This window comes from Amycolatopsis sp. FU40 (assembly GCF_021903635.1).
Taxonomy (GTDB): domain Bacteria; phylum Actinomycetota; class Actinomycetes; order Mycobacteriales; family Pseudonocardiaceae; genus Amycolatopsis; species Amycolatopsis dendrobii.
In genome coordinates, this window is sequence record NZ_CP091381.1 from 910,118 (window position 1) to 934,693 (window position 24,576).

A 24,576-nucleotide genomic window follows, 5' to 3' on the forward strand; every position below is an offset into this window, starting at 1 on the left:
CTATCCCTGCGCGATCGGCCAAAGATCGTCGTTGAGAAGCCGCTTCACGATCTTCCCGGTCGCGTTCCGCGGAAGCTCCGGCACGAAGTACACATCGCGCGGCACAGCGAACCGCGCGAGCCGCTGGTGGATGTAGTGCCGGACGTCCTCGGCGTGCATGCGGGCGCCGCGGCGGAGCACGACGTACGCGGCCAGCCGCTGGCCGAACTCGTCGTCCGGGACGCCGACCACGGCCGCGTCCGACACGCCCGGCAGTGCGGCCAAGGCTTCCTCGACCGGGCGCGGGAACACGTTCTCGCCGCCGGAGACGATCATCTCGTCGGCCCGGCCGGTGACGAACAGGCGTCCGGACGCGTCCTGGTAGCCGACGTCGCCGGTGGCCATCAGGTCGTGGGCGCGGGGGACGCTGGAACCGTTGGTGTAGCCGTCGAACAGCATGTCGTTGCCGACGAAGATCTGGCCTTCGTCGCCGGGCGGGACCGGGCGGCGCTCGTCGTCCAGGATCGCGACCTGGGTGCCGGGCGGGCAGCGGCCGGCGGACGTCGGCGCGGCGCGCAGGTCGGCCGGGTCGGCGATGCTCGCCCAGGACACCTCGGTGGAGCCGTAGAAGTTGTAGAGGACGTCGCCGAAGGTGTCCATGAACGACGTCACGAACGCGCCCGGCATCGCCGACCCGCTGCTCGCCACGATCCGCAGCGACGACAGGTCGTACCGGTTGCGCACGCGTTCGGGCAGGTCGAGGATCCGCTGCAGCATGATCGGGACCGCGAACAGCGCGTCGCAGCGGTGCTCGGCGATCGTGCGCAGCGTCTGCTCCGCGTCGAACCGGCGGATCAGCGACAGTTCCGCGCGCAGCGCCATGCCGAGCTGCATCGCGGCCAGCCCCCAGCTGTGGAACAGCGGGGCGGCCACCGCGATCTTGTCCCTGGCCCGCAACGGGATTCGCGACAAAACGGTCGCCGACGTGCTCACGCCCTTCGGCGTCGGACGGCGCGCGCCCTTCGGGGCCCCGGTGGTGCCCGACGTCAGCACGACGATCCGGCCCTCGCGTTCGCTCGGCTTCGGCCGGGTCGTCGGGGCGTCCTGGAGCAGTTCGTCGAGCGTGCGGTAGCCCTGTTCGGCGTCGTCCCAGGTGCTCACGCGCGGGAATTCGCCGGGCACCGACGCGATGATCGGCGCGAACTCGTCGTCGGCCAGCACCGCGGCGGGCGGGTGCTGCGTGAGCACCTCCTCGACGGCGGCGGGGGAGAGCCCGGTGTTGAGCAGGACGACGTCGGCGCCGAGCTTGCTGCAGCCGACGAACGCCTCGATCATCGCCGCGTGGTTGCGGCACATCAGCGCGACCCGCGAACCGGCCTCCACGTCGAGCGCGGCCAGCGCGTTGGCCAGCTGGTTGCTGCGCTCGTCGATCTCGCCGAACGTGCGTGTGTTGCGCTCGTCGTGGACCGCGACGTCGTCGGCCCCGCGCGCGGTCGCGGCGAGGTATCCGCCGGCCAGGGTCGCGCCCCAGCGGGCGAACGAGCTGAGCTGCTTGACCATCCTGTCCGGCCGTCCCGCGGCCAGCACTCCCGCGCGGACCAGCGTGTTCGCCGTGCGCAGGGCGGTGGCGGGCTCCTGCTCCGGCGGGTCGCCCGGAAGCCCGGACAGCTGCTGCCCGATCCGCTTCGCCAGCTGCTTGAGCAGGCCTTTCACCGTGCCGCGGGCGAGGAGGTCGGTGTGCTCCTGGGGCAGCGAGGGGAGCATCATCCGCAGCACGATCTCGGTGCCGCCGCGCGGGACCGGCCGCAGCTCGACCGACACCCAGGTCCGCTCGTCCGGCAGCCCGCACCAGACGACGTGCTCGCCAGGGCGGTACACCGCCGCGTGAATCGTGCCCTCGACCATGGTGTGCCGGTCCGGGGCCAGCCGGATCAGGCAGTGCGGCCCTCGGCCGCGCACCGCGGGCACGGTCACCTCGCACCAGCTGATCGCCGGGACGAACCTCGGGTACAGCTCGGGACTGCCGACGATCTGCCACACCTGTTCGGGCGAGTGCCCGACCACCGCACTCGCCTCGACTACATCGTCTCGCATCGCGATCCGCCTCGCCGCCGCACGCGTGTGGGCTCCCCGGTCCTTCCCGGACGCGTGTGTTCAGGTTGCGGGGACGCTACCAGCCGAAGCGCGCCCGGGGTACTCCGAACGGAGGGCAATCCAACTGGATGGGAATTTTCTTTCCAGGCCTTCCCCGCCGGTGACGGACGCGACCCGGCGGGTCCCGGCGTCCCGGACATAATGGGCCGGGTGGAGCAACTGGTCGAGGAATACGGACCCAGCTGGGACCCGGGCCCGTACGAACGGGGCACCGACGGACCGCGCGTGATCCTGGTCGGCGCGGACACTTCGCCGACCGGGCTGCGGGCGACGGCCTACGGCGGCGGCCTCGCCCGGAGGCAGCGCGCGCGGCTGGTCGTGGTGTACGTGGCAGCGCCGACGGTGTGGACCGGCCTCGCCGCGGCCGCGGTCGTCGACGTGCAGCAGCAGACCTTCGAGGAAGAGATCGAGCAACTGCGCGCGGAACTGCGCGACCGGGCGGCCGACTTGCAGGTGCCGGTCACGTTCGTGGTCCGGCGCGGCGAGACGTTCCCCGAACTGCGGCAGGCCGCGCAGGAGGTCAACGCGGACATGGTCGTGGTCGGCGCCTCCGAACAGGGCGGGCACCGGCTCGTCGGCTCGGTCGGCAACCGGCTGGTGCGCGCCGCGACCTGGCCGGTCGTCGTGGTGCCGTAGGGCCTCGTGAGCGGCAACGCCGGTTAACCGGCAGCAGCACTCACGAGGCTCGGCAGGGGTGGAGGCGCAGTGGAGTTCGTCGAGGTCGTCGCGCGCTTGCGGGGCGCGGGGTGTGTCTTCGCTGAGGACGAGGCCCGCCTTCTGCTGGGCCAATCGGGCGACGTGGCCGGGATGGTCGAGCGGAGGGTCGCCGGGGAACCGCTGGAGTACATCCTCGGCTGGGCGGAGTTCGCCGGCCGCCGGTTCGCCGTCGCGCCGGGCGTCTTCGTGCCCCGGCACCGCACGGAGTTGCTCGTGCGGCTGGCCATCGGGTTCGCGCACGAGCAGTCAGTGGTGCTCGATCTGTGCTGCGGATCCGGGGCGCTGGGCGCAGCGGTCGCGGCCGAGGCGCCCGGAATCGAACTGCACGCGGCGGACGTCGAACCCGCCGCGGTGGACTGCGCGCGGCAGAACGTGCCTGGTGAGGTCTACGAAGGCGACCTCTACGCCCCGCTTCCGCAGCGGCTGCGCGGCCGGGTCGACGTCCTGATCGCGAACGTCCCGTACGTCCCGACTGACGACGTCGCGCTCATGCCGCCCGAGGCGCGCGATCACGAACCCCGCGTCGCGCTCGACGGGGGAGCCGACGGTCTCGACGTGCTCCGTCGCGTCGTCGCCGAGGCGCCGTCGTGGCTCGCGCCCGGCGGGCACGTGCTTTTCGAGGCCAGCGAACGCCAAGCGGCCGCGGCGACGGCCGAACTGCGCCGGGCAGGGCTGGTCGCGGCGGTGGAAGAAGATGACGAACTCGGCGCGACAGTCGTGGTAGGACGGCGCGAACACTGAGCGGCGAACCGGATTCGCCCGCTTTCCGTACTGCGTGCGTCCGGTGGGGACGTCTAGGGTCAACGCATGAAGGTCGGCCTGCTCACCCGGGAGTACCCGCCGGACGTGTACGGGGGAGCGGGGGTGCACGTCGAGTTCCTGGCACGGGAACTGCGGTCGCTGGTCGACCTGGACGTGCACTGCTGGGGCCCCGATCGCCCGGACGGCGCGCACGGGCACCGCGACGCGCACGGGTACGCCCAGCCCGCGTTCGCCACCATGGACATCGCGGTCTCGATGGCCGACGCGCTTGCCGGGCACGATCTCGCGCACAGCCATACCTGGTACGCGAACCTCGGCGGCCATCTCGCGAAGCTCGCGCACGGCATCCCGCACGTGATCACCGCGCATTCGCTCGAACCGCTGCGGCCGTGGAAGGCCGAGCAACTCGGCGGCGGCTACCGCGTGTCGTCGTGGATCGAGCGCGATGCGTACGAGGCGGCGGACGCGATCATCGCGGTCAGCTCCGGCATGCGGCGCGACGTCCTCGCCGCGTACCCGAACGTCGACCCGGCGCGGGTGCATGTGGTGCGCAACGGCATCGACACCGAGCTGTACCAACCCGATCCGGGCACCGACGTGCTGGAGAAACACGGCATCGACCCGAACCGGCCGTACGCGTTGTTCGTCGGGCGGATCACGCGGCAGAAAGGCGTGCCGCATCTCGTGCGCGCCGGGGCTGCTCTGGACGAAGACGTGCAGCTGATCCTGTGCGCGGGCGGTGCGGACACGCCGGAGCTGGACGCCGAGTTCCGCGGGCTTGTCGCGGAGCTGCAGAAGAAACGGTCCGGGGTGCACTGGATTCCGGAGATGCTGCCGCGCACGGAGGTCGTCCAGTTGCTGACACACGCGCTGGTGTTCGTGTGCCCGTCGGTGTACGAGCCGCTCGGCATCGTGAACCTGGAAGCGATGGCGTGCGGCACCGCGGTGGTGGCCAGCGACGTCGGCGGCATCCCGGAGGTGGTCGCGGACGGCGAGACCGGCGTGCTGGTGCATTACGACGAGAACGAGCCCGGCGCTTTCGAGGCCGGGCTCGCGCGCGGGATCAACGACCTGGCCGCGGACCGCGACCGCGCCACCCGGCTGGGCCTCGCCGGACGGGACCGCGCGGTGGGAGAGTTCGGCTGGGCAGCGATCGCCGCCGCGACGGTCGGGGTTTACGAGGCGTGCGGGAGGGTTTCGTGATCGACGGATCCGATGTGCTGGGGATCGTCCTCGCCGGCGGCGAGGGCAAACGGCTGATGCCGCTGACCACCGACCGCGCGAAACCCGCGGTCCCGTTCGGCGGCGTGCACCGGCTGATCGACTTCGTGCTCTCCAACCTGGTGCACGGCGGGATCCGCCGGATTTGCGTGCTGACGCAGTACAAATCGCATTCGCTGGACCGGCATATCTCGACGACCTGGCGGCTGTCGTCGCTGACCGGCGAGTACGTCACGCCGGTGCCCGCCCAGCAGCGGCTGGGCCCGCGCTGGTTCCAGGGCAGCGCGGACGCGATCCACCAGAGCCTCAACCTCGTGCACGACGAATCGCCCGCGTACATCGCGGTGTTCGGCGCGGACAACATCTACCGGATGGACCCGCGCCAGATGATCGACGCGCACATCGCGTCCGGCGCGGGCGTGACGGTCGCCGGAATCCGCGTGCCGCGCGCGGAAGCCCGTTCGTTCGGCGTGATCAGCACCGAGGACGGCACCAAGATCGACGCGTTCCTGGAAAAGCCCGAGGATCCGCCGGGCCTGCCGGATTCGCCGGACGAATCGTATGTGTCGATGGGCAATTACGTCTTCACGACGCAGGTGATGCTCGACGCGCTGCACGCGGACGCCAAGAACCCGGCGTCCAAACACGACATGGGCCGCGACATCATCCCGGCGCTGGTGGAGAAATCCGAGGCGGCGGTCTACGACTTCAACGGCAATGTGGTGCCCGGGGAAACGGGCCGGGACCATGGCTACTGGCGCGACGTCGGAACGATCGACAGCTATTACGACGCGCACACGGACCTGATCTCGACGCAGCCGATTTTCAACCTGTACAACCGGAAATGGCCGATCCTGGCCCACCCCGGCCAGCGCGCGGCGGCGAAGTTCGTGGAAGGCGGCACCGCGACCCAGTCGATCGTCAGCAACGGCTGCATCATCTCCGGCGCGCAGGTGGTGGATTCGGTGCTGTCACCGGATGTTTTCGTGGAGAACGGCGCTGTCGTGCAGGGCTCGGTGCTGCTGGACGGCGCCAGGGTCGGGCGCGGCGCGGTGGTGCGGCGCGCGATCCTGGACAAGAACGTCGTTGTTCCGCCCGGCGCGCACATCGGGGTCGATCTGGCTCGGGATCGCGGCCACTACCACGTGAGCGACTTCGGGATTGTGGTGCTGGGCAAGGGGGAAACGGCCATCTAGCCCGCCGCGGCCTCGCGCGCATTTCAGCGGAGAGCGGCGACCGCACGCGCGACGACGTCGGCCGGGCTGGGCTGCTCGCTCATCTCCGCCCGGACCTCCGCGGCCGCGATCCGGAACGCCTCGTCCTCGAGCAACTGCGAAACCAGCTTCGCGACCGTGGGAACATCCACCGCGGCCGGATCGTGGCTCAATCCCACGCCCCGATCGACGACGCGCTCAGCCGACATCGGATTGTCCGCGAAACTGGGCAGAACCAATTGCGGCAGCCCGTAAAACAACGGCGCGGCAGTAGTCCCGGACCCGCCGTGGTGAACAATCGCCGAACACCCCGGCAGGAACACCGACAACGGCAGATACCCCACCGACCGGACATTTCCCGGGAGCTCGCCCAGTTCGCTCAAATCGGCGGTGCCCGCCGCGAGAATGACCTCGACGTCCATTCCGCCGAGCGCGTCCAGCACGACCTTCAGACTGCTGACCCCGGTCATCGCCGGGACTACGGTGCCCAGCGTGACAGCCACCCGAGTCCGGTCCGGCCTCCGCAGCGCCCATTCCGGCAGCACCGCCCCGCCGTTGTACGGCACGAACTGCATCGGCCACCAAGGCACGCCGTCGCGTTCGTCGACGTGCTCCTCGTCCGCGCGCAGCCCGCCCATGCTCGGCGCGCGCGGGTCGATCCGGGCGATGACGTTCGGCGGCGCGTCGCCGAGGCCGAGCTTCTCGCGCATCAGGGCGACGAGTTCGCCGCTCAGGAAGTCGTCGTGCTCGGTGCGCCACGACAGGTCCCTTGCCGACCAGGAGATCCGGTTGCCGACCTCGAGCGCGGGCACGCCGAGCGCGACCGCGGCGAGTGCGCCCGCCGCGTGGTCGGACGGGTAGACGACCAGGTCCGCGCCGAACGCCCGGCCGGTTTCGACGGTGCCCGCGGTCATGGCGGCGGTGAAGAGCCCGAACGGACCCCGATGCTGCCGCGCGACGCGGTATTCCTCGGGTTCGTCCGGGTCCGGGGCGGAACCGTCCTTGACGGTCGCCAGCAGGTCGGTCCAGATGTCGCGGCCGGGGAAGACGTCGGCGACCGGAAGGCCGGCGCGCGCGGACACCTCGGCGATCTCGGCGGTGGTGGCCAGCAGGACCTCGTGGCCCGCGGCACGGGCGGCCCAGACGACCGGGATCAGCGGGAGGGTGAGCCCGTAGCCGGGCGCGGACGCGAACAGGATCTTCACGCGTCCGAGACTGCCAGAACCGTGACGCTCCCCGCATCCCGGTTTCTCTTTCCGCACACCGGTAACGCGCGGGCCGGTCGCGGCGACACATCCGCAGATCATCTCTCCCGGAAAGGCCCGGTCCCCATGCGAAGAGCCCGTATCGCGGCATTGCTCACCCTGGTCGGCTTCGGCATCGCGATGTCCCCCGCGGTCGCCGCGGACGCCGGTCAGACCAGCACCTGGTGCACCAAGAAGGAGCAGGTCGCGATCCTCGGCACGTCGGCCGACACCGGCTACGGGACCACGGGCTACCAGTCCGCTACGGACACGTACGCGCCGACCACGTACGGCTGGACCACGAAAATCGCCAACGATCTCCACGCCGAGTGGAACACCACCACGAAGAACTACGCGCACAACGGCGCGATGGCCACCGACTATTTCCCCGGCGGCCGCTGGCCCGACACGACCGGCGCGCTCGCCGACCTCACGCAGCGCCAGCCCGACCTGGTGCTCGTCGACCTCGGCGGCAACGAGCTGATCGCGCAGGTGGACCCGGCGGTGTTCAAGGCGAACCTCGGGAAGCTCATCGACAACATCCGCGCCGCGCGGCCCGGGGTAGACATCCTGCTCTCGATCTACGCCGAGCTGAAGTGGACGCCCAACCCGTGGGGCGGGCAGACGCAGAAGTACTTCTGGTCGCAGTACGCGACGTCGATCTACCAGACGGCGGTCGCCAAGGGGACGGCGCTCGTCGATCTGCGGCAGTACATCCCGCCCGCGGGCTCGGCGAATCTGCCGAACCCGAGTCCTTGGCTGGCGGACAACGTGCACCTGAACGACGCGGGCAACCTCGCCGAGTACGGGATGTGGTGGGGCTGGACGTCGAGCCTGGGAAGCATTTGCTGACCGGTTCAGCGCGCGGGATCGCGTTCCCGGCCGCAATGCGGTGGCGGAACCGGCAGCGCGACCGATCATCGCTGCTGCTCACGGCGTTTTCGCAGGTCAATGCGGGTGGCGTAACCTCGGCGTAATCAAAATCCCGGTAGCGTCGCCGACGTGGTGACTACGCAGCGGAGGGCGGAACGGGCCCGGCAGGTGGCCGACGGCCTGCGGCAGCGGATCGTCGCGGGCGAGGTCGGCGACCTGCTGCCGGGCGAGCGGGCGCTGGGCGAATGGTTCGGTGCGTCGCGGAACGTCGTGCGGGAAGCGCTCGGCTTGCTGCGGGACGAAGGGCTCGTCGAACGCAGGCAGGGCGTCGGGACGCTGGTCGTGCGCCCGAAATACGGGCACGGGCTCGACCGGCTGACCGGGCTGGCGGAGGCGCTCGAAGGACACGGCGAGGTCGTGAACGAGGTGCGCACCGCCGAGACGGTCGCCGCGCCGCCGTCGGTGGCCGAACGCCTCGGCCTGACGGCGGGGGAGGAGGTCGTGCACCTCGAGCGCGTCCGGCGGCTGGGCGGGGCGCCGTTGTCGCTCGACTCGACCTATCTGGTCGCGGATCTGGGGATTCCGTTGCTGGGGAAGGATCTGGCGCACCGGGACCTGTTCGCGTTGCTGGAGGAGACGAACGGCATCCGGCTGGGACGGGCGGAGGTCGAGGTGCACGCCGTGTCCGCCGGGCCGGACACGGCCGCGCTGCTGGACGTCGCGCCCGGGACCGCGGTCTTCGCGCTGGACCGGCTGACCCGGCTGCCGGACGGGCGCCCGGTCGACGCGGAGTGGCTGCACATCCGCGCGGACCGGCTCACGCTGCGTGCGACCTTGCAGCGCGGGGCGGCATGAACGCGCACGACGCCCCGGCAGGAGTAAATCGATGGGCGCGCCGCGGTTTCCGGTGGCGGACTGAGCGCGGGCAGGCTCGCCGTGCGGGTGGCCTCGCAGCGGAACGCCGCCGAGAGAACGACTTCTGGCGGTGGCACAGGTGATCGCCGCGCTGATCATCACCGGACTGCTCGCCGGGATCGGCATCACCGCCGTCGGACCGGGCGGCGTGCTCGCGACGGTCGGGCTGTTCGTCTTCACCTCGCTCACCCCGGCGCAGGTAGCAGGCACGGCAATCGTCACACACGTAGCCACCGGCATCCTCGGCAGTGCCGCATTCGTCCATTCCGGACAGTTGCGGGAACCCGAGACCCGGCGCGTAGCGGGAGTTCTCGCCGCGGCCGCCGTAGTCGGGACTCCGCTGGGCGTGCTGCTGAACTCGTGGGTGTCCACCAAAGCGTTCGGGATCGTGCTCGGCGGGTTCGCGCTGGTCGTGGCGGTGTTCGTCGGGTTGAAGGGGCGCGAGCGGGCGGTCGGGCTGTCGGTCGCGGGGGCGATCGGGGCGGGCGTCGCCGTGGTGGCGGGCCTGGTCGGGGTCGGCGGCCCGATGCTGGCGGTGCCGTTGCTGGTCGTCGCCGGGATGCCGGTGCTCGGGGCGCTCGCCGCGGCGCAAGCGCAGTCGGTGGTGATCGCCGGCGTCGGGACGCTCGGGTATGTCCTGCACGGAACGGTCGACTGGCGGTTGGCGGCGATCGTCGGGATCCCGGAGCTGGCGGGAGTCTTGATCGGCTGGCGGATCGCGCACGCGTTGCCGACCAAGACGCTCAAAGCCGCTCTCATCGCGGTGCTGGTCGGGATCGCGCCGTATCTCGCGTTGCACGGCTGAAGCCGGGTGGCGGCCACCCGGCTTCAGCCAGTGCGTCATCGGTCGAAGCGAAGCTCCATGACCGCACCCGAGACCGGTTTCCCGGCGCGGACCGCGGTCAGGTCCGCAGTGGACAGTGCCCGCCGGAAGAGGCGGCTGTCGTCAAGCGCGCCGGACAGGTGCTGGGCGCCGTCCAGCCGTTCGCCCAGCCACAGCTGGAACGAGACGGTCTGGGTGACCGAACCGGGCGAGTCCGGACCGGACGCGGCTACCGCGCCGTCGACCAGGATGCGGAGCTGGCCGCCCGATCGCTCAAGCGCCACGTGGTGCCACTTCTGATCGTCGTACGCCGATTGCGTGGTGACCGACTTGCTTCCGGCCGCGGTGGTCGTCATCGCGATCAGGCGATGCGACGCGGGTTCGGCGCGGAGCCACAGCTGCGGCGCGGTGGAGCCCATTCCGCCCAGCCACAGGAGCGGCTGCGGGTCTTTCGAAGCGCCGTACTTGACCCAGGTCGAGAAGGTGAAATCGGCTGAGCCGACCAGTTGCGCCGGCGAGTACGGGACGCGGACGAAGCCGTTCTTCAGCTCGACCGCCTTGCCGAACTTGCCGGGAACCAGGCCGGCGTCGCCGAGGATGCGAGCGGGCTGTCCGCTTGCGACGTCCGGAGTGGACACTCCCGGCGAACGCTTCCAGCCGAGGTAGTTCTCGTCGAAGCGGGCGAACCGGATCTCGTCGCGGGCGTCCACCGCGCCGCCCTCGTACATCAGGCCGATCTTCGCGTTCCGGTCCTGCGGGCCGCTGAGCTGGACCAGGTCGGAGTAGCCCGACCAGTCCGTCGTGACCCGCGTGCCCTGGTCGGCGTTCTCCCAGGTGCGACCGTCGTCATAGGACGAACGGATGGTCATCCAGCGCCGCCGGTCGGTGTCGGCGGGGGAGGCGAACAGGATCCGCTTGCCGCCGGGACGGTCCAGGCGCAGCAGCGAACCTTGCACCATGGGCGTCACGAGGTCGGGGATCGTGGTGAAGCGCTGGGCGAAAGTCTCGCCGCCGTCCCGGCTCAACGCGTAGTCGCGGTTGCCGATGTCGGTGCCGCTTTGTTCGCGGCCCCCGGCGTAAATCGTGCCGTCCGGCAGCTCCACCACGCTGACTTCCGACGGCTTCTGCGTGAAGGTGCCGCCCACCGGATGCAGGTAGTTGTCGACAGCGCCGACGTGCCAGGAGGAACCGCCGTCGTCGCTGTAGACGAGCCCGGCGTAGTTCTCGACGGAATTGGTGCCGTCACTGCGTTCGGCGTTCACGCCGAAGACGAGACGGCCCGCGTGCCTGCCGTGCTGGAGCTGGATGCCGTGCACCGGACCCGAGGCGTACCAGGAATCCCACGCGGGCAGCTTCGCCTGCGCGCTGATGTCGACCGGCGTCGACCAGGTGCGGCCGTCGTCGGTGCTGTACTGCGAGTGCGGCGTGCGCGGGCACGGCACGGAGCAGCCCTTGTCGTCGGTGCGGCCCTTGTTGTACGTGGTGATCAGGACGATCCGGCCGGTCTTGGCGTCCACAATGGGCACCGGGTTGCCGTGGGTGTCCCCGCCGCCGCGGTTGACCACCTGCAGCGGCGACCAGGTGGTGCCGCCGTCGGTGGACCGCTTCAGCACCAGGTCGATGTCGCCGGTGTCGCCGCAGTTGTCCTTGCGGCCCTCGGCGAAGGCCAGCAGCGTGCCGTGCGTGCTGCGGACGATCGCCGGGATGCGGAAGCACGCGTACCCGGTTTCCTGATGCGGGTCGAAGAGCGCTTTCTGATCGAATTGCGGCGCGGCCTGAGCCGAACCGGCGGGGGCGAGGAAAGCCAGCAGCACGAGCGCCAGCACCACGCGAAGGGCGGTTCTCATCTGGTCTCCGTTCCGAACTGTCCGGAAAGGACGGCCACGCCGTGCGCGGCCAGTTCCACTTCGGACGATGGCTGGGCGGGATCGGTGAGCAAATCGGTAGCCGGTGAAGGCAGGGAAACCGTGACGGCTTCAGCGTTGTGGTTGAGCAGGAACAGATAATCGGCGGAACCGTGCCGCACAATCGCCTGGACACCGTCCGGCAACCCGGGCAGCACCGGCGAAACTCCGGCCTCGGCGGTGATCCGGTCGAAGAGCGTGCGCATGACGTCCGCGTCCGGCCGGGTGCCGAGGTACCACGCGACCCCCGAGCCGAACTCGTGCCGCGTGACCGCGGGACGCCCGGCCAGCGGGCCTTCGGCGAAGGTGGCGACGACGTCCGCGCCCTCGGCTTCGATCCATTCGGACCAGATCGTGGCGCCGGCGGTCGCACCGTCGAGGTCGAGCGTCGTGGAACCGCCTTCGGGCAGCGGCCAGAATTCGTCGACCCGCAGGCCGAGAATGTCTCGCAGGGGCGCGGGATAGCCGCCGGTGTACACCCGGTCGTTCTCGTCGGCGATGCCGGAGAAGAACGACACCGCCAGATGCCCGCCACCCTCCACATAGGAGCGGAGATTGGCCGCGACCGCACTGTCCATCAGGTACAGATTGGGCACCACGACGAGCCGGTAGCCGGACAGGTCGCGGGACGGGTGCAGGACGTCGCAGGTGACGTTCGCGTCGAAGAGCGGCGCGTAGTGCGCGAGGTGCGCGTCGAGCTGGCTGAGGTCGTCCGACGGATGCGAGTTCAGCTCCAGCGCCCACCAGCTGTTCCAGTCGTGCAGGATCGCGACGTCGGCCTTCACCCGGCTGTCCGCCAGCTGCGGCAGCGACGCCAGTTCCTGGCCGAGGTCGCGGACCTCGCGGAACGTCCGGGTGTCCGGACCGCCGTGCGGCACCATCGCGGAGTGGAACTTCTCGGCCCCGCCCGGGGTTTGCCGCCACTGGAAGAACAACACCGCGTCCGCGCCGCGGGCGACCGCCTGCCAGCTGCCCAGCCGCATCGTTCCCGGCGGCTTGGGGCTGTTGCGGGTGCGCCAGTTCACCGCGCTCGGTGCCTGCTCCAGCAGCAGCCACGGCTGACCGTCCTTGACAGACCGGACCAGATCGTAGGCGAAGGCCGCTTCCAGGTGCCCGCGCGGATCGTACGGGTCGGGGTAGGAGTCGAGGCTCACGATGTCCTCGTGCGGCACCCATTTGTTCCAGTCGAGCGATTTCTGGACGAGGCCGACGAAGTTCGTGGTCACCGGGACGTCCGGCGTGACCCGGGCCAGCACCTCGCGCTCGTTGAGGTAGCAGCCGAGCGAAGCGTCGGAGGAGAACCGGTGGTAGTCCAGCCGGTGCGCCGGGTTCGGGAACGTCGGCGCGACGCGCGGCGGCTGGATCTCGTCGAACTCGGAGTACCGCTGCGACCAGAAAGTCGTGCTCCAGGCTTCGTTCAACGCCTCGATGGTGCCGTAGCGTTCGGCGAGCCAGCACCGAAAGTCTTCGGCGGACGTATCGCAATAGCAGGCGCGGATATGGCAGCCGAACTCATTGCCGATATGCCACATTTCCAGCGCCGGATGTCCGGCGTACCGGGCGGCGACCTGTTCGACCAGCCGGGCGGCGTGCTCGCGGAACACCGGGCTGGACGGGCAGAACTGCTGCCGCGCCCCGGCGGACAGCCGGGTGCCGTCCGCGCGCACCGGCAGGATTTCCGGATGCCGGTGCGAAAGCCACGGCGGCGGCGAGGCCGTCATGGTGGCCAGGCAAGCCCGGACGCCGCCGGCGGCGAGGTTGTCCAGCACCGTGTCGAACCAGCCGAAATCGAATTCGCCCGGCCGGGGTTCCACCTGCGCCCAGGAGAAAATGCCGACCGTCACCATCGAAACCGAGGCCTCGGCCATCAATTTCAGATCTTCCGCCCACACGTCGGGCGACCAATGCTCGGGGTTGTAGTCCCCGCCGTAGTACAGCCGATCCATCAGAGGAGACCCGCTTCCGCTAGCTTTCCCTTGATCTGCAGCAGTTCGTCGTCGTTGAGGGGGAGTTGCGGCGGCGCCATCACCGCGTTGTCGATAAATCCGCGCATCTTCATCGACGCCTTGAACGCGCCGAGCGCGGCCGAGCCGCGGCCCATCCGGTTCGGCGGCGCCACGTCGGTGATGCTGAACAGTGTCAGCAGCCGTTCCTGCTCGCGCCGCGCGGCCTGCGGGTTGCCGCCGCGGAAGTGGTCGTAGATCAGCACATAGCCGACCGGGTCGACGTTTCCGAGCCCGGGCACCGCGCCGTCCGCGCCCTGCGCGAGCGCGGCGTCCACGAGCAGTTCGGAACCGGTGAACACGGCGAAGTGCTCCAGCCCGCGTTCGCGCCGCTGCTGCAGCACCATCCGGAACCCGGCCTCGTCGCCGCTGGAATCCTTGAGCCCGGCCAGAACGCCGTCCGCGGCCAGGTTCAGCACCAGGTCGCGGTCGAGCTTCGTGTGCACGGCCATCGGGATGTCGTAGGCGAAGATCGGCAGCGACGTCCGCTCGTGCAGGAGCCGGAAGTGCCGGTCGATCTCCGCGACGTGCGTGCGCGTGTAGTACGGCGCGGTCACCACGATGGCGTCCGCGCCGGCCGCTTCGGCGGTCTTCACGTGCTCCGCGACGCGCAGGGTCGTCATGTCGATACAGCCGGCGAGCACCGGGACCCGCCCGGCGACCTGGTCGACCGCGGTTTCGACGGTGATCCGGCGCTGGTCGTCGGGAAGGAAGGCGACCTCGCTGGACGAGCCGAGCACGAAGATCCCGTGCACGCCGGCGTCGAGCTGGAATTCGATGTGCCGCCGCAGCGACGCGGTGTCCACGGTGAAGTCGTCGTGGAACGGCGTGCACAGCGGCGGGATGATGCCGGCGAACTTGGGCGCAGTCATGAGGCAGTCACTCCGATTTCTGGGTGGATGCAGCGGTAGGTGTGCTCGTCCGGCCCGGACTGCGGTGGCAAGGCCAGGGAGCATTCGTCGGTGGCTTTCGGGCAACGGGTGTGGAACGGGCAGCCCGGCGGCGGCGCGGTCGCCGAGGGCACGGGTCCGCTGAGGACGATCGGTTCCACCGGGTGCAGCAGGCTCGGCGTCGCCGAGAACAGCGCCCGCGTGTAGGGGTGGTGCGCGTGGTGCGGCAGGTACGCGGCCGAGGCCTGTTCGACGATCCGGCCGAGGTACATCGTCACGATGCGGTCGCTCATCCGGCGCACGGTCTGGATGTCGTGCGACACGAACACCATCGCCAGTTCGAGCTGTTCACGCAGTTCCAGCAACAGGTTCAGGATCTGCGCGCGCACCGAGACGTCCAAAGCGGACGTCGGCTCGTCGGCCACCAGCAACGCCGGCCGCAGGGCGAGCGCGCGGGCGATCGCTACGCGCTGCCGCTGTCCGCCGGACAGTTGCGAGGGCAGCGCGTCGGCTACGCTGGACGGCAGCCCGACGAGGTTCATCAGCTCCCGGACCCGTTCGGCGCGTTCTTCGGCGGTGCCGATCTGGTGCACGTCCAGTGGATCGCGCAGGATCTTCGAAACGGGCAGCCGCCGGTTCAGCGCGGTCGACGGGTCCTGGAAGATCATGCCGACCGTGCGGCCCAGTTCGGCCGGGCGCAACGCGGTCAGTGGCTGGCCCGCGTACCGCACTGTGCCGGAGGTGGGCTTCTGAAGCCCGACCAGCACTTTGGCCAAAGTGGACTTTCCGCAGCCGGATTCCCCGACCACGCCCACGGTTTCGCCCTTCGCGATGGCCAATGTGGCGTCAGTGAGCGCGTACACCTTGTCGTGCCCGAACAGGCTCGAACCGCGGATCTTGTGCACCACGTGCACGCTGTCGACCTCGACGAGGCTCATGCCTGAGCTCCTTCCGCCATCGCCGCGACTGGTTTCTCAGCCGGGTAGTGGCAGGCCACGAGATGCCCGTTGCCCTCCGGCTCCGGCGCGACTTCGAAGCAGTGCCCGCGCGCGGCGGGGCAGCGGCTCGCGAACCGGCAGCCGGGCGGGAAGTCGGCCGGCGCGGGCACGACGCCCTTGATCTGGGTGAGCGTCGCTTCGTTCTCCTCCAGCGACAGCACCGCGCTGAGCAGGCCGCGCGTGTAGTGGTGCTGCGGCGCGCCGACGACGGCCGCGGTCGCGCCGGTCTCGGCGACCTGCCCGCCGTACATCACGACAACCCGGTCGGCGATGTCGGACACCAGCGCGAGGTCGTGAGATACCAGCACCAGCGCGAAGCCCAGTTCCTCCTGCAGCCGCAGCAGAAGCGCCATGATCTGCGCCTGCACGGTCACGTCGAGCGCCGTCGTCGGCTCGTCGGCCACGATCAGCTTCGGGCCGCGGGACAGCGCCATCGCGATCAGGACCCGCTGCCGCTGCCCGCCGGAAAGCTCGTGCGGATACGCCCGCAGCGTCCGGCCCGGATCGAGGTTGACCAGTTCCAGCAGCTCTTCCGGCGTGCGCGTGCCGCCGCGCCGGGTGAACTGCTTGAGCTGCGCGCGGATCGTCATCGCCGGGTTCAGCGAGCTGAGCGCGTCCTGGTACACCATCGCCAGGTCGTGCCCGAGGTGCCGGCGGCGGACGCTCGGCTTCATGGTGAGCAGGTCGTCGCCCGCGAACCGGATCGCGCCGCTGAGCCGCGCGGCATCCGGCTGCAGGCCCATGATCGACAGCGCGGTCAGCGATTTCCCGCAGCCCGATTCGCCGATCAGCCCCAGCACCTCGCCGGAGCGGACCGAAAAGGACACGCCGTCGACCACGTTCACGCCGTTGTGCCGGTCCGGGAACGAGATCGCGAGGTTCTCCACTGCCAGCACGGTTTCCCGGCCGGACAGATCCCTCGCCTTCGCCGCCAGCCGTTGCCCGGCTTCACGCAGACCGCGCAGCGGCAGCACCGGAGCGGTGGTCTCCGGGGCCAGCTCGATCTGCTGTGCCGCCTCGGCCGCCTTCGCGGTGCGAGCCGACGGCGCGGCCCAAGCGTCGGAGATTCCCTCGGAGAGAATGTTCAACGCCAGCACCGTGGCCAGGATCAGCAGACCGGGGAACAGCGTCGCCCACCAGCCGCCGGTCAGCACGAGGTCCTTGCCGTCCGACAGCACCGAACCCCACGACGGATCGGGCGGCTGGATGCCCGCGCCGATGAACGAAAGCGACGCCTCGAACACGATCGCGTCCGCCACCGTCACCGTGCAGTACACGAGGATCGGCGCGGCGCAGTTGACCGCGACGTGCCGGGCGAGGATGAACAGCCGTTTCGCGCCGATCACCCGCTCGGCCGCGACGTAGTCCTCGCCGTACTGCGCGAGCACGTTCGCCCGCACCACCCGCGCCACCGGAGCCATGTTGAGGAAGCCGATGGCGAGGATCAGCACGAGGATGCCGCGGCCGAACACCGCCACCAGCACCGCGGCGAGCGCGATGCCCGGGAAGGCCATCAGGACGTCGAGGACCCGCATGACCAGCCCGTCGACCCGGCGGCCGGACGTCGCCGCGAACGATCCGACGATGATGCCCGCGACCAGCGCGAGCAGCGTCGCGCCGAGGCCGATCGCGAGCGACCAGCGGGTGCCCGCGACCAGCCGGGAGAAGATGTCGCGGCCGGACTGGTCGGTGCCGAACCAGTGCGCCGCGCTGGGCCCGCCGGCGTCGGTGCTGAGCAGGTCCGGGTTGTGGGTGGCCACGACGGTGCCGAGGATCGCGACGAGCCCGAGCACGATCAGCACGCCCAGCGCGATCCACGAGGACAGGGGAAGCCGCCGGAACCGGACGCCGGGCCGCGACAGCCGGGCGGTCAGGTTCGGGCGGAGGACCGGGCGCATCACGAGCGGCTCCGCAGACGGGGGTCGGCGACGGGGCAGAGCACGTCGGCGAGAAGGTTCGGGTGCATCACGAGCGGCTCCGCAGACGGGGGTTGGCGACGAGGTAGAGCACGTCGACGATCAGGTTCACCAGCACGAACCCGGCGGCGATGGTGATCACGAAGCCCTGCACCTTGGCGGTGTCGCCGTCCTGCACGGCCTGGATCATGTTCTGGCCCATTCCGGGCAGCGCGAACATCGTCTCGATCACCACCGCGCCGCCGAGCAGGTAACCGACCCGCAGGCCGAGCACGGTCAGCGGATTGACCAGCGCGTTGCGCAGCACGTTCCGCCCGACCACCACGACCGGCGGCAGCCCGCCGCCGCGCGCGGTGCGCACGTAGTCCTTGTCGAGTTCCTCGACCATCGACGTGCGGATCACCCGGGTCAGCTGCGCGGCGACCGGCGCGGACAGCGCGATCGCGGGCAGCGTCAGCGAGTTCAGCCAGCCGGAGAAGGAATCCGCCGGGCTGACGTAGCCGCTGGTGGGGAACAGGCCCTTGCCGACCGCGAGCCACTGCACCAGCAGCAGCGCGATCCAGAACGCCGGCGCGGCGACGCCGGCGAGCGTCACGAACCGGATCAGGTGGTCCGGCCAGCGGCCGCGGAACAGCGCCGAGGTCACGCCGAGCACGACCGAGACGACGAGCGCGAGCGCCAGGCCGAGCAGGGTCAGTTGCACGGTGAGCGGGAGCGCCGTGGCGATGGTCTGGCCCACCGGCTCCTTAGTGATCACGCTCGTGCCGAAGTCGCCTTGCAGCAGATGCCACACGAAGTGCACGTATTGCAGCGGCAACGGGTCGAGCAGGCCGTTCTGCTCACGGAACTGCTGGAGCTGGTCGGCGGTGGCGTTGGCTCCGTTGAACGCGGCCATCGCCGGGTCGACCGGCGAGAACCGCATGACGATGAACACGAACAGGATCACGCCGAGCAGCAGCGGGATCAGGGCGAGGATGCGGCCGGCCAGCATCCGCACGACGACTGTCACTTCGCGGGCCTCCCGTCAGACCGGTTTGGCCTGGTTGAGGTAGATGCCCGGGTAGCCCTGGGCGCGCACGCCGCTGATCGCCTTCGGGTCCCAGGCGGTGCCCATCTGCGTGAAGACGATCGGGTAGATCACCGCCTGCTCGGAAATCTGGTCGAGCAGCTGCTTGTACAGCCCGCCGCGCTTGGACTCGTCGGTTTCCGCGGCGGCCTTGTCCTGCAACGCCAGCAACGCGTCGGTGTCCGGGCCGCTCCAGCGCGCGTACCTCGTCATGAGCACCGATTGCGCGTCGTAGTAGTAGCGGATGAGCAGGTCCGGGTCGTTGCCGAACTGCAGCGGGTTGTTCGTGGTGGCCACCACCTGGAAGTCGTCGCCGTTGTCCAGTTTGGAGAACAGCGCCTTCGTGTCCTGGGAGTCCAAAGTGGTCTGCACGCCGATCGCGTCCCAGCCCTCCTTGATCACCTTGACGCAGTCGAGCACGAGCGAAGTGTTCGTTGTGGACAGCGAGATCTTCAACCCGCTGACGCCCGCTTCGGCGAGCAACTGCTTCGCTTTCTCCGGGTTGAAGTTGAAGTCCTGCGCCGCGGGCTGCGAACCGGGCAGCTTCGGGTTGATGAACGACGTGCCCGCGGTTCCGGTGCCGCGCAAGCCGATCTCGATCATCTTCTTCTTGTCGATCGCGTAATGCAGCGCCTGGCGGACCCGCTTGTCGGCGAACGGCGTGTGCTTGGTGTTGAAGAGGAGGAACAGGTTGTTGCCGCCGTCGGCGAATTCGACCGTGCGGCCAGCCTTGCGCAGCTGCTCTGCGTTGGCGGGCGGGATGTTCTCCGCGATCTGCGCGTCCGGCTTGGCCCCGGAGATCGCCGCGACCCTCGGCGCGGAATCCACAATGGACTTCCAGAGCATCTTGTCGTACGCGGCCGGGCGCGGGCCGTTGTAGTCCGCGAACTTCTCGAACGAGGTGTGCGACAGCGGGGCCTGTTCGGTGACCTTGTACGGCCCGGAGCCGACGACCTTGCCCGCCGCGGCGGCCTTCCAGTTGTTCTCGAACACGTGCTTCGGCACGATCTTGCAGATCTGGATCCGCTGCAGCGCGTACGGGAACGCGAATTTCAGCTTGAACTCCACCGTCTTCGCGTCGACCTTGGTGACGGACTCCAGCCACTGCGAGAAGAAGCTGTGGATGAGAACGTTTTCTTTCGGGTCGAGCACGCGGGCGTAGGTGAAGACGACGTCGTCGGCGGTCACCGGCTGTCCGTCGTGCCACTTCGCGCCGTCGCGCAGCTCGAAGCGCATCGTGGTGCTCTTGAGATCGGCGGGCAGCGCTTTGGCCAAGCCGGGGAACGGTTCCCGGGTGACCGGATCGCCCTCGACGAGCGATTCGTAGCTGTGCAGGATGGCCGCCATCGCGAACGCCGACGCCGTCTGCAGCGGGTCCCAGGTCTGATTGTTGCCGTACCCGATCACCGCGGTGACGGAACCGGACGAACTGCCGGTCTTGTTGGTCGACGCGGGACCGCCGCAGGCGGCGAGCGTCGACGAAACCGCTGCGGCAGCACCGGCGAGGCCGGCGTAGCGCAGCAGTGCGCGCCGGTTGAACTGAGTCCCCATGGCGGTTCGGGACATGGCGTCTCCTGACTTGATGCGGTGTTCCACCCAGAAAGCATCCAGAAGTAGGACGTGGGACGTCCTATGACTTGCCGGAACCCTAAGTCCCGTTCCCGCCCCGGTCAAGAGGCTGGTTCCCACCCGCGCGGGTGCGGCGGGGGAAGCCGATCATGACGTAGGATGTCCTGCGATGGCGACGTGCCAGTGCAAGAAAGACATCCGGGAGAAACGTGTGGCGCGCCCGCAACGCAGTGAAGAGATCACGAAGCAGATCATCGACTTGATCGTCGACCGGCAGCTGCCGACCGGCGCGCCGATGCCGACCGAACTGAGCCTCGCCGAAGACCTCGGGGTCAGCCGGAATTCGATCCGGGAGGCGGTCAAGGCGCTGCAGGCGCTCGGCATCGTCGAGGTCCGGCACGGCTACGGGACGTTCGTCGGCTCGGCCGGGTCGGAGGCGCTGCAGACGTGGCTGCTGTTCCGCACGCGCAGCCGCGGCAGCACCGACGCCGGGCGGCTGCGCGATCTGCTCGAGGTCCGCGAGATGATCGAAACGGAGCTGACCAGCCGGGTCGCCCGCGACCACCGGCCGGAGCTGATCGGGGAACTGCAGGCGTGCGTGGCGCGGATGCGCCGCAAGGGACCGGACGCGGCGGTGGCCGACCGCGAATTCCACGACCTCATCTGCGCCGAGGCGGGTTTCGACCTGGCGCGCGAGCTCACCGGCTTGTTCTGGGACGTCTACCGGGCCGCGGAAGGCGAAATGGGCGGGCCGGTTTCGTCCGCTCCGGCCACCGCGAAACGGCACCAGGCGATCGTGGACGCGCTCGTGAGCGGCGACGCGGAAGCGGCCGCGCACGCGGTGCACCGGCATTTCGACGAGGTGCGCAAACGCGCGAAAGCCGGTCGCTACGGCGGCTTCGGGGAGGCGCGGCCCGCGGTTTCCGGCTCGGCCGCCAGCTGATTGCGGTTAGCCTGGAGAGGTGACGACTCCGGAGATCGCCTTCCTGCCGCCGTCCGCCGCCGAGGACGCTGCGCTGGTGGCCCTGCTGACCGATCTGGTGAACACCGTCTACGCGAAGGCCGAGGCGGGATTGTGGGCCGGTTCGGCCGATCGGACCAATGCCGGGGAGATGGCCGGGCTGGTTCGCACGGGGGAGATCGCGGTCGCGCGGATCGGCGAGGCCGTGGTGGGTTCGGTCCGGATCCAGCGGCTGGCGGACGATCTGGGGGAGTTCGGCCTGCTCGCTGCCTCGCCGGAGGTGCGCGGCGCCGGGATCGGGCGGGAGCTGGTCCGGTTCGCGGAGCGGCACTGCCGGGAGCTCGGGTGCGCGCGGATGCAGCTTGAGCTGCTGGTGCCGCGGGAGTGGGCGCATCCGTCCAAGGAGTTTCTCTCGCAGTGGTACAGCCGCTTGGGGTATCGGGTGGTGGAGAAGTCGACGATCGACGGGCCGCATCCGGAGCTGGCGCCGCTGCTGGCCACTCCGTGCGATTTTCTGATCTGGCACAAGGAACTCGGCTGATCGTGGCCCGGGATTTCCGTCCGGTTTTGTCCTGGTGTCAATTCTGACCAGGTGGTAGAAATTGGCGAAAGCCCCTCTACCTCTGGGAGTTGGCATGGGTGGACCTTCGGTGCAGCTGTACTCGGTGCGCGACGCGTTCGCGGCGGATCCGGACGAGACGTTGCGGCGGCTGGCGGCGATCGGGTTCGAGCGGGTCGAGCCGTATGGGGTGGTGGAGAACGTCGAGGCGCTCCGGGCGGGGTTGGCCGCGCATGGGCTGAACGCTCCGACGGCGCATGCCGCGTTGGTCGGGAAAGACCAGGAGGCGGTGTTCCGGGCGGCTCGGGAGCTGGGGATCGGGGTCGTGATCGAGCCGTTGGTTCCGGCTGAGCGATGGGGGAGTCTCGCCGATATTTCGGATACGGCGGCTGCGCTTAATGCGGCGGCTGAGGTTGCCGCGCGGCATGGCGTTCGGGTGGGGTACCACAATCATTGGTGGGAGCTCGAATCGCGGATTTCCGGGCGCAGTGCGTTGGAGGTTTTCGCGGATCTGCTTGCTCCGGAGATCGTGGTGGAGGTGGACGCTTATTGGGCTGCTGCGGGCGGGGAGGATGCGCCTGCGTTGCTGCGGCGGCTGGGGGAGCGGGTGTGCGCGATTCACGTGAAGGACGGGTCGTTGGCTGTCGATGCCACCGGGCAGGTGCCTGCGGGGCAGGGGCGGGTGCCGCTGCGGGAGGTGCTTGCGGCTGCTCCGGGTGCGTTGCGGGTGGTGGAGTTCGATCAGCATGAGGATGTATTCGGCGGGATCGCGGAGAGTTTCGCTTATCTCGCTGAGGTGGGGGAGTGACTGTCGGGGTCGGGATCGTCGGGGCTGGGTTCATCAGCGACGCCTATTTGGAGAATCTGACGGCGTTCCCGGATCTTCGGGTGGTGGGGATTGCTGATCTCGATCTGGACCGTGCTCGGGCGCAGGCGGCTCGATACGGTATTCCCTGGGCGGGTTCGGTAGCGGATCTGCTTGCGTTGCCGGATGGTGAGATTGTCGTGAATTTGACTGTGCCCGCGGTGCATGTCGAGGTCAGTCTCGCGGCGGTCGAGGCGGGCAAGCACGTTTGGACGGAGAAACCGATCGGGGTGGATCGGCGGACTGTGCGGAAGCTCCTTGATCGGGCGCGAGACGTCGGGGTGCGGGTGGCCGGGGCGCCGGACACGCTTCTCGGTGCTGGGCATCAGACTGCGTTGCGTGCGCTTGCGGGCGGGCGAATCGGTGCGCCATTTGCTGCGTTGGCGTTGTTTCAGACGCCTGGGCCGGAGGGGTGGCATCCTGCGCCGGAGTTTTTGTTCCAGGCTGGAGGCGGGCCGCTGCTGGATATCGGGCCTTATTACTTGACGCAGCTGGTTCAGGTGTTCGGGGCGGTGCGGAAGGTCACCGGGGTTGGCGGGCGGGTGAGGGAGACTCGGGTGATCGGGGCTGGGCCGCGGGCTGGGACTGAGTTTCCGGTTACGGTGCCTACCACGGTTAGTGCGTTGATCGAGTTTGCGCGCGGGGGGACCGCGCAGGTTTTGCTGACGTTTGATTCTGCGTTGCGGCGTACCGGGGTGGTTGAGGTTTCCGGTTCGCTGGGGACTGCGGTTTTGCCGGATCCTAATGGGTTTGGCGGTTCTGCCGTGGTGCATTCGGGTGGGGAGGCGGAGGAGCTGGCTGCGGTGGGGCATTCGGCTGCCCGGGGTACCGGGGTGCTTGATTTGGCCCGGGCGGTTCGGGCTGGGGTGGCCGAGAGGGCTTCGGGGGAGATGGCTTATCACGTCTTGGATGTGATGGTGGCTGTTGAGGAGTCCATGGAGCTTGGGGTGGGGGTTGAGGTGGGCAGCCGGGTGGAGGTTTCGGAGCTGTTGCCCGTTGAGTGGGATCCGTTTGTGCGGACGTTGTGAGGCGGCTCGTCGCCCTGGCGGGCGACATTGCGCTGGGGGTTGGGCCCCCACCCCCGAACCGCAGGGTGGCTTCGGATCGGGGTTGGGGCGGTGTGGGGATGCCTCGATGGGTGGGTGCGTCGGCTGCGGTCCGCGAGTGGCCGACGCATCCCGGCAGGTCGGCGGGGCGGGTGGGCTGTGCAGGGCCCGTTGAGGGAATCTGCGTCCGTGAGGGGCCCCTCACGGACCGGTTGAGGAGCGTGAGGGGAACCCTCATGGCGGGATCGGCGGCCATCCGGGGGTGCTTTTCCTGAATCCGCCTAGTTTGGGAACAGCGGGACGGTCAGGAGAGTTTGCAGAAAGAGGCGGAGGGAACCGACTGTATCTACTTGCGTGGGGGTGGTGAGCCACTGGACCTGGAGGCCGTCCATCAGTGCGATGAAGGTGAGTGCCGCCAAGTCCGGGTCTGCGCCGGGGCGGAGTTCGCCTGTTTCGGCGAGCGCGTGGAACGACTGGGCGATGCTGTCGCGGGCTTCGCGGTAATGGCGGGCGAAGTAGGCGTGTGCGGGGTGGTCCTCGGAGATCGCTTCGGCGGCGAGGCGCGAGTACAGCTCGACGATGCCTCGGTGGCGGACGTTGTGTTCGGCCAATGCGATGAAGCGGCGCAGGACTTCCAAGCCGGGCGGGGCGGACAGTTGCTCTCGGACGGCGTCCTCGGCGTCCCGGCGTTCCAGGACCGCCGCGAGCAGCGCTTCCTTCGTCGGGAAGTGGTACAGCAAGCCGGCGTGGGTGATGCCTGCTCGCTTGGCTATTTCCCGCAGCGACGACGCGTGGTAGCCGGCTTCGCCGTACACGACGGCGGCCGCCGAAACGATGTCGTCCCGGCGGATTCTGCCCTTCAGGTAGCCCTCGCTCACGGGGCGGCGGTCAGGTCGG

General features: G+C 69.6%; 21 protein-coding genes. 11 read left to right on the forward strand and 10 right to left on the reverse strand.

The window, feature by feature from the left end; translation table 11 throughout:
• Positions 1-2,073: an AMP-binding protein gene (locus L3Q65_RS05430; RefSeq protein ID WP_182892064.1), complete on the reverse strand. Its 2,073-nt coding sequence runs from the start codon at positions 2,071-2,073 to the stop codon at positions 1-3.
• Between the two features lie 201 nt (positions 2,074-2,274).
• Between L3Q65_RS05430 and L3Q65_RS05435 the strand changes: the two genes are divergently transcribed.
• The 4 genes from L3Q65_RS05435 to glgC all read left to right on the forward strand — a co-directional run bounded on the left by L3Q65_RS05435 (position 2,275) and on the right by glgC (position 6,029).
• A complete protein-coding gene (locus L3Q65_RS05435; RefSeq protein WP_037713536.1) occupies positions 2,275-2,769 on the forward strand; it encodes a universal stress protein in 495 nt (164 codons plus the stop codon).
• A gap of 69 nt (positions 2,770-2,838) precedes the next feature.
• Positions 2,839-3,591 (forward strand): putative protein N(5)-glutamine methyltransferase, encoded by a 753-nt coding sequence (locus L3Q65_RS05440; protein ID WP_182892063.1) that lies wholly within the window; start codon positions 2,839-2,841, stop codon positions 3,589-3,591.
• 66 nt (positions 3,592-3,657) lie between these two features.
• Positions 3,658-4,815: a glycogen synthase gene (gene glgA, locus L3Q65_RS05445; RefSeq protein ID WP_182892062.1), complete on the forward strand. Its 1,158-nt coding sequence runs from the start codon at positions 3,658-3,660 to the stop codon at positions 4,813-4,815.
• On the forward strand, positions 4,812-6,029 hold the full coding sequence (gene glgC, locus L3Q65_RS05450; RefSeq protein WP_167545609.1) for a glucose-1-phosphate adenylyltransferase: 1,218 nt from the start codon (positions 4,812-4,814) through the stop codon (positions 6,027-6,029). Before glgA ends, glgC begins: the two co-directional genes overlap by 4 nt.
• 23 nt (positions 6,030-6,052) lie before the next feature.
• On the opposite strand, the gene L3Q65_RS05455 is transcribed toward glgC, so the two are convergent.
• A complete protein-coding gene (locus L3Q65_RS05455) occupies positions 6,053-7,252 on the reverse strand; it encodes a glycosyltransferase (protein WP_182892061.1) in 1,200 nt (399 codons plus the stop codon).
• 126 nt (positions 7,253-7,378) lie between these two features.
• On the opposite strand from L3Q65_RS05455, the gene L3Q65_RS05460 reads away from it, so the two are divergent.
• The 3 genes from L3Q65_RS05460 to L3Q65_RS05470 all read left to right on the forward strand — a co-directional run bounded on the left by L3Q65_RS05460 (position 7,379) and on the right by L3Q65_RS05470 (position 9,884).
• The gene (locus tag L3Q65_RS05460; protein ID WP_182892060.1) at positions 7,379-8,143 is read left to right on the forward strand and encodes an SGNH/GDSL hydrolase family protein; all 765 of its coding nucleotides are present in this window, start codon (positions 7,379-7,381) and stop codon (positions 8,141-8,143) included.
• 150 nt (positions 8,144-8,293) lie between these two features.
• On the forward strand, positions 8,294-9,019 hold the full coding sequence (locus L3Q65_RS05465; protein ID WP_182892059.1) for a GntR family transcriptional regulator: 726 nt from the start codon (positions 8,294-8,296) through the stop codon (positions 9,017-9,019).
• Between the two features lie 130 nt (positions 9,020-9,149).
• Entirely contained in the window at positions 9,150-9,884 is a 735-nt protein-coding gene (locus tag L3Q65_RS05470) for a sulfite exporter TauE/SafE family protein (protein WP_237598939.1), read from the forward strand.
• A 35-nt stretch (positions 9,885-9,919) separates the two neighbouring features.
• On the opposite strand, the gene L3Q65_RS05475 is transcribed toward L3Q65_RS05470, so the two are convergent.
• The 7 genes from L3Q65_RS05475 to L3Q65_RS05505 all read right to left on the reverse strand — a co-directional run bounded on the left by L3Q65_RS05475 (position 9,920) and on the right by L3Q65_RS05505 (position 20,245).
• The gene (locus tag L3Q65_RS05475) at positions 9,920-11,749 is read right to left on the reverse strand and encodes a sialidase family protein (RefSeq protein ID WP_237598940.1); all 1,830 of its coding nucleotides are present in this window, start codon (positions 11,747-11,749) and stop codon (positions 9,920-9,922) included.
• Positions 11,746-13,752, reverse strand: coding sequence for a beta-galactosidase (locus L3Q65_RS05480; RefSeq protein WP_237598941.1), 2,007 nt, complete (start codon positions 13,750-13,752; stop codon positions 11,746-11,748). Before L3Q65_RS05480 ends, L3Q65_RS05475 begins: the two co-directional genes overlap by 4 nt.
• The gene (locus tag L3Q65_RS05485) at positions 13,752-14,681 is read right to left on the reverse strand and encodes a dihydrodipicolinate synthase family protein (RefSeq protein WP_237598942.1); all 930 of its coding nucleotides are present in this window, start codon (positions 14,679-14,681) and stop codon (positions 13,752-13,754) included. The genes L3Q65_RS05480 and L3Q65_RS05485 overlap by 1 nt, the downstream gene beginning before the upstream one ends.
• Positions 14,678-15,637, reverse strand: a complete 960-nt coding sequence (locus L3Q65_RS05490; RefSeq protein WP_237598943.1) for an ABC transporter ATP-binding protein — start codon at positions 15,635-15,637, stop codon at positions 14,678-14,680. The genes L3Q65_RS05485 and L3Q65_RS05490 overlap by 4 nt, the downstream gene beginning before the upstream one ends.
• Entirely contained in the window at positions 15,634-17,595 is a 1,962-nt protein-coding gene (locus L3Q65_RS05495) for a dipeptide/oligopeptide/nickel ABC transporter permease/ATP-binding protein (RefSeq protein WP_237600850.1), read from the reverse strand. The genes L3Q65_RS05490 and L3Q65_RS05495 overlap by 4 nt, the downstream gene beginning before the upstream one ends.
• Before the next feature lie 67 nt (positions 17,596-17,662).
• Positions 17,663-18,622 (reverse strand): ABC transporter permease, encoded by a 960-nt coding sequence (locus L3Q65_RS05500; RefSeq protein ID WP_182892053.1) that lies wholly within the window; start codon positions 18,620-18,622, stop codon positions 17,663-17,665.
• Between the two features lie 15 nt (positions 18,623-18,637).
• Complete coding sequence (locus L3Q65_RS05505) at positions 18,638-20,245, reverse strand: ABC transporter substrate-binding protein (protein ID WP_237598944.1); 1,608 nt, start codon at positions 20,243-20,245, stop codon at positions 18,638-18,640.
• Between the two features lie 172 nt (positions 20,246-20,417).
• Between L3Q65_RS05505 and L3Q65_RS05510 the strand changes: the two genes are divergently transcribed.
• The 4 genes from L3Q65_RS05510 to L3Q65_RS05525 all read left to right on the forward strand — a co-directional run bounded on the left by L3Q65_RS05510 (position 20,418) and on the right by L3Q65_RS05525 (position 23,661).
• Positions 20,418-21,191, forward strand: a complete 774-nt coding sequence (locus L3Q65_RS05510) for a FadR/GntR family transcriptional regulator (RefSeq protein WP_220507332.1) — start codon at positions 20,418-20,420, stop codon at positions 21,189-21,191.
• A gap of 19 nt (positions 21,192-21,210) precedes the next feature.
• On the forward strand, positions 21,211-21,750 hold the full coding sequence (locus L3Q65_RS05515; protein WP_237598945.1) for a GNAT family N-acetyltransferase: 540 nt from the start codon (positions 21,211-21,213) through the stop codon (positions 21,748-21,750).
• Positions 21,751-21,844: 94 nt separating this feature from the next.
• Entirely contained in the window at positions 21,845-22,576 is a 732-nt protein-coding gene (locus tag L3Q65_RS05520) for a sugar phosphate isomerase/epimerase (protein WP_182892049.1), read from the forward strand.
• Positions 22,573-23,661 (forward strand): Gfo/Idh/MocA family protein, encoded by a 1,089-nt coding sequence (locus L3Q65_RS05525; protein WP_182892048.1) that lies wholly within the window; start codon positions 22,573-22,575, stop codon positions 23,659-23,661. The genes L3Q65_RS05520 and L3Q65_RS05525 overlap by 4 nt, the downstream gene beginning before the upstream one ends.
• A gap of 299 nt (positions 23,662-23,960) precedes the next feature.
• Here the strand turns inward: L3Q65_RS05525 and L3Q65_RS05530 are convergent, their stop codons facing one another.
• Positions 23,961-24,557: a TetR/AcrR family transcriptional regulator gene (locus L3Q65_RS05530; RefSeq protein WP_182892047.1), complete on the reverse strand. Its 597-nt coding sequence runs from the start codon at positions 24,555-24,557 to the stop codon at positions 23,961-23,963.
• Positions 24,558-24,576: the final 19 nt, after the last annotated feature.

Bases quoted from the DNA above. Each gene is read 5' to 3' on its own strand.
- L3Q65_RS05430 (WP_182892064.1), bottom strand. From the start codon at position 2,073: ATGCGAGACGATGTAGTCGAGGCGAGTGCGGTGGTCGGGCACTCGCCC.
- L3Q65_RS05435 (WP_037713536.1), top strand. From the start codon at position 2,275: ATGGGCCGGGTGGAGCAACTGGTCGAGGAATACGGACCCAGCTGGGAC.
- glgA (WP_182892062.1), top strand. From the start codon at position 3,658: ATGAAGGTCGGCCTGCTCACCCGGGAGTACCCGCCGGACGTGTACGGG.
- L3Q65_RS05460 (WP_182892060.1), top strand. From the start codon at position 7,379: ATGCGAAGAGCCCGTATCGCGGCATTGCTCACCCTGGTCGGCTTCGGC.
- L3Q65_RS05475 (WP_237598940.1), bottom strand. From the start codon at position 11,749: ATGAGAACCGCCCTTCGCGTGGTGCTGGCGCTCGTGCTGCTGGCTTTC.
- L3Q65_RS05480 (WP_237598941.1), bottom strand. From the start codon at position 13,752: ATGGATCGGCTGTACTACGGCGGGGACTACAACCCCGAGCATTGGTCG.
- L3Q65_RS05485 (WP_237598942.1), bottom strand. From the start codon at position 14,681: ATGACTGCGCCCAAGTTCGCCGGCATCATCCCGCCGCTGTGCACGCCG.
- L3Q65_RS05490 (WP_237598943.1), bottom strand. From the start codon at position 15,637: ATGAGCCTCGTCGAGGTCGACAGCGTGCACGTGGTGCACAAGATCCGC.
- L3Q65_RS05495 (WP_237600850.1), bottom strand. From the start codon at position 17,595: ATGCGCCCGGTCCTCCGCCCGAACCTGACCGCCCGGCTGTCGCGGCCC.
- L3Q65_RS05505 (WP_237598944.1), bottom strand. From the start codon at position 20,245: ATGTCCCGAACCGCCATGGGGACTCAGTTCAACCGGCGCGCACTGCTG.
- L3Q65_RS05510 (WP_220507332.1), top strand. From the start codon at position 20,418: ATGGCGACGTGCCAGTGCAAGAAAGACATCCGGGAGAAACGTGTGGCG.
- L3Q65_RS05520 (WP_182892049.1), top strand. From the start codon at position 21,845: ATGGGTGGACCTTCGGTGCAGCTGTACTCGGTGCGCGACGCGTTCGCG.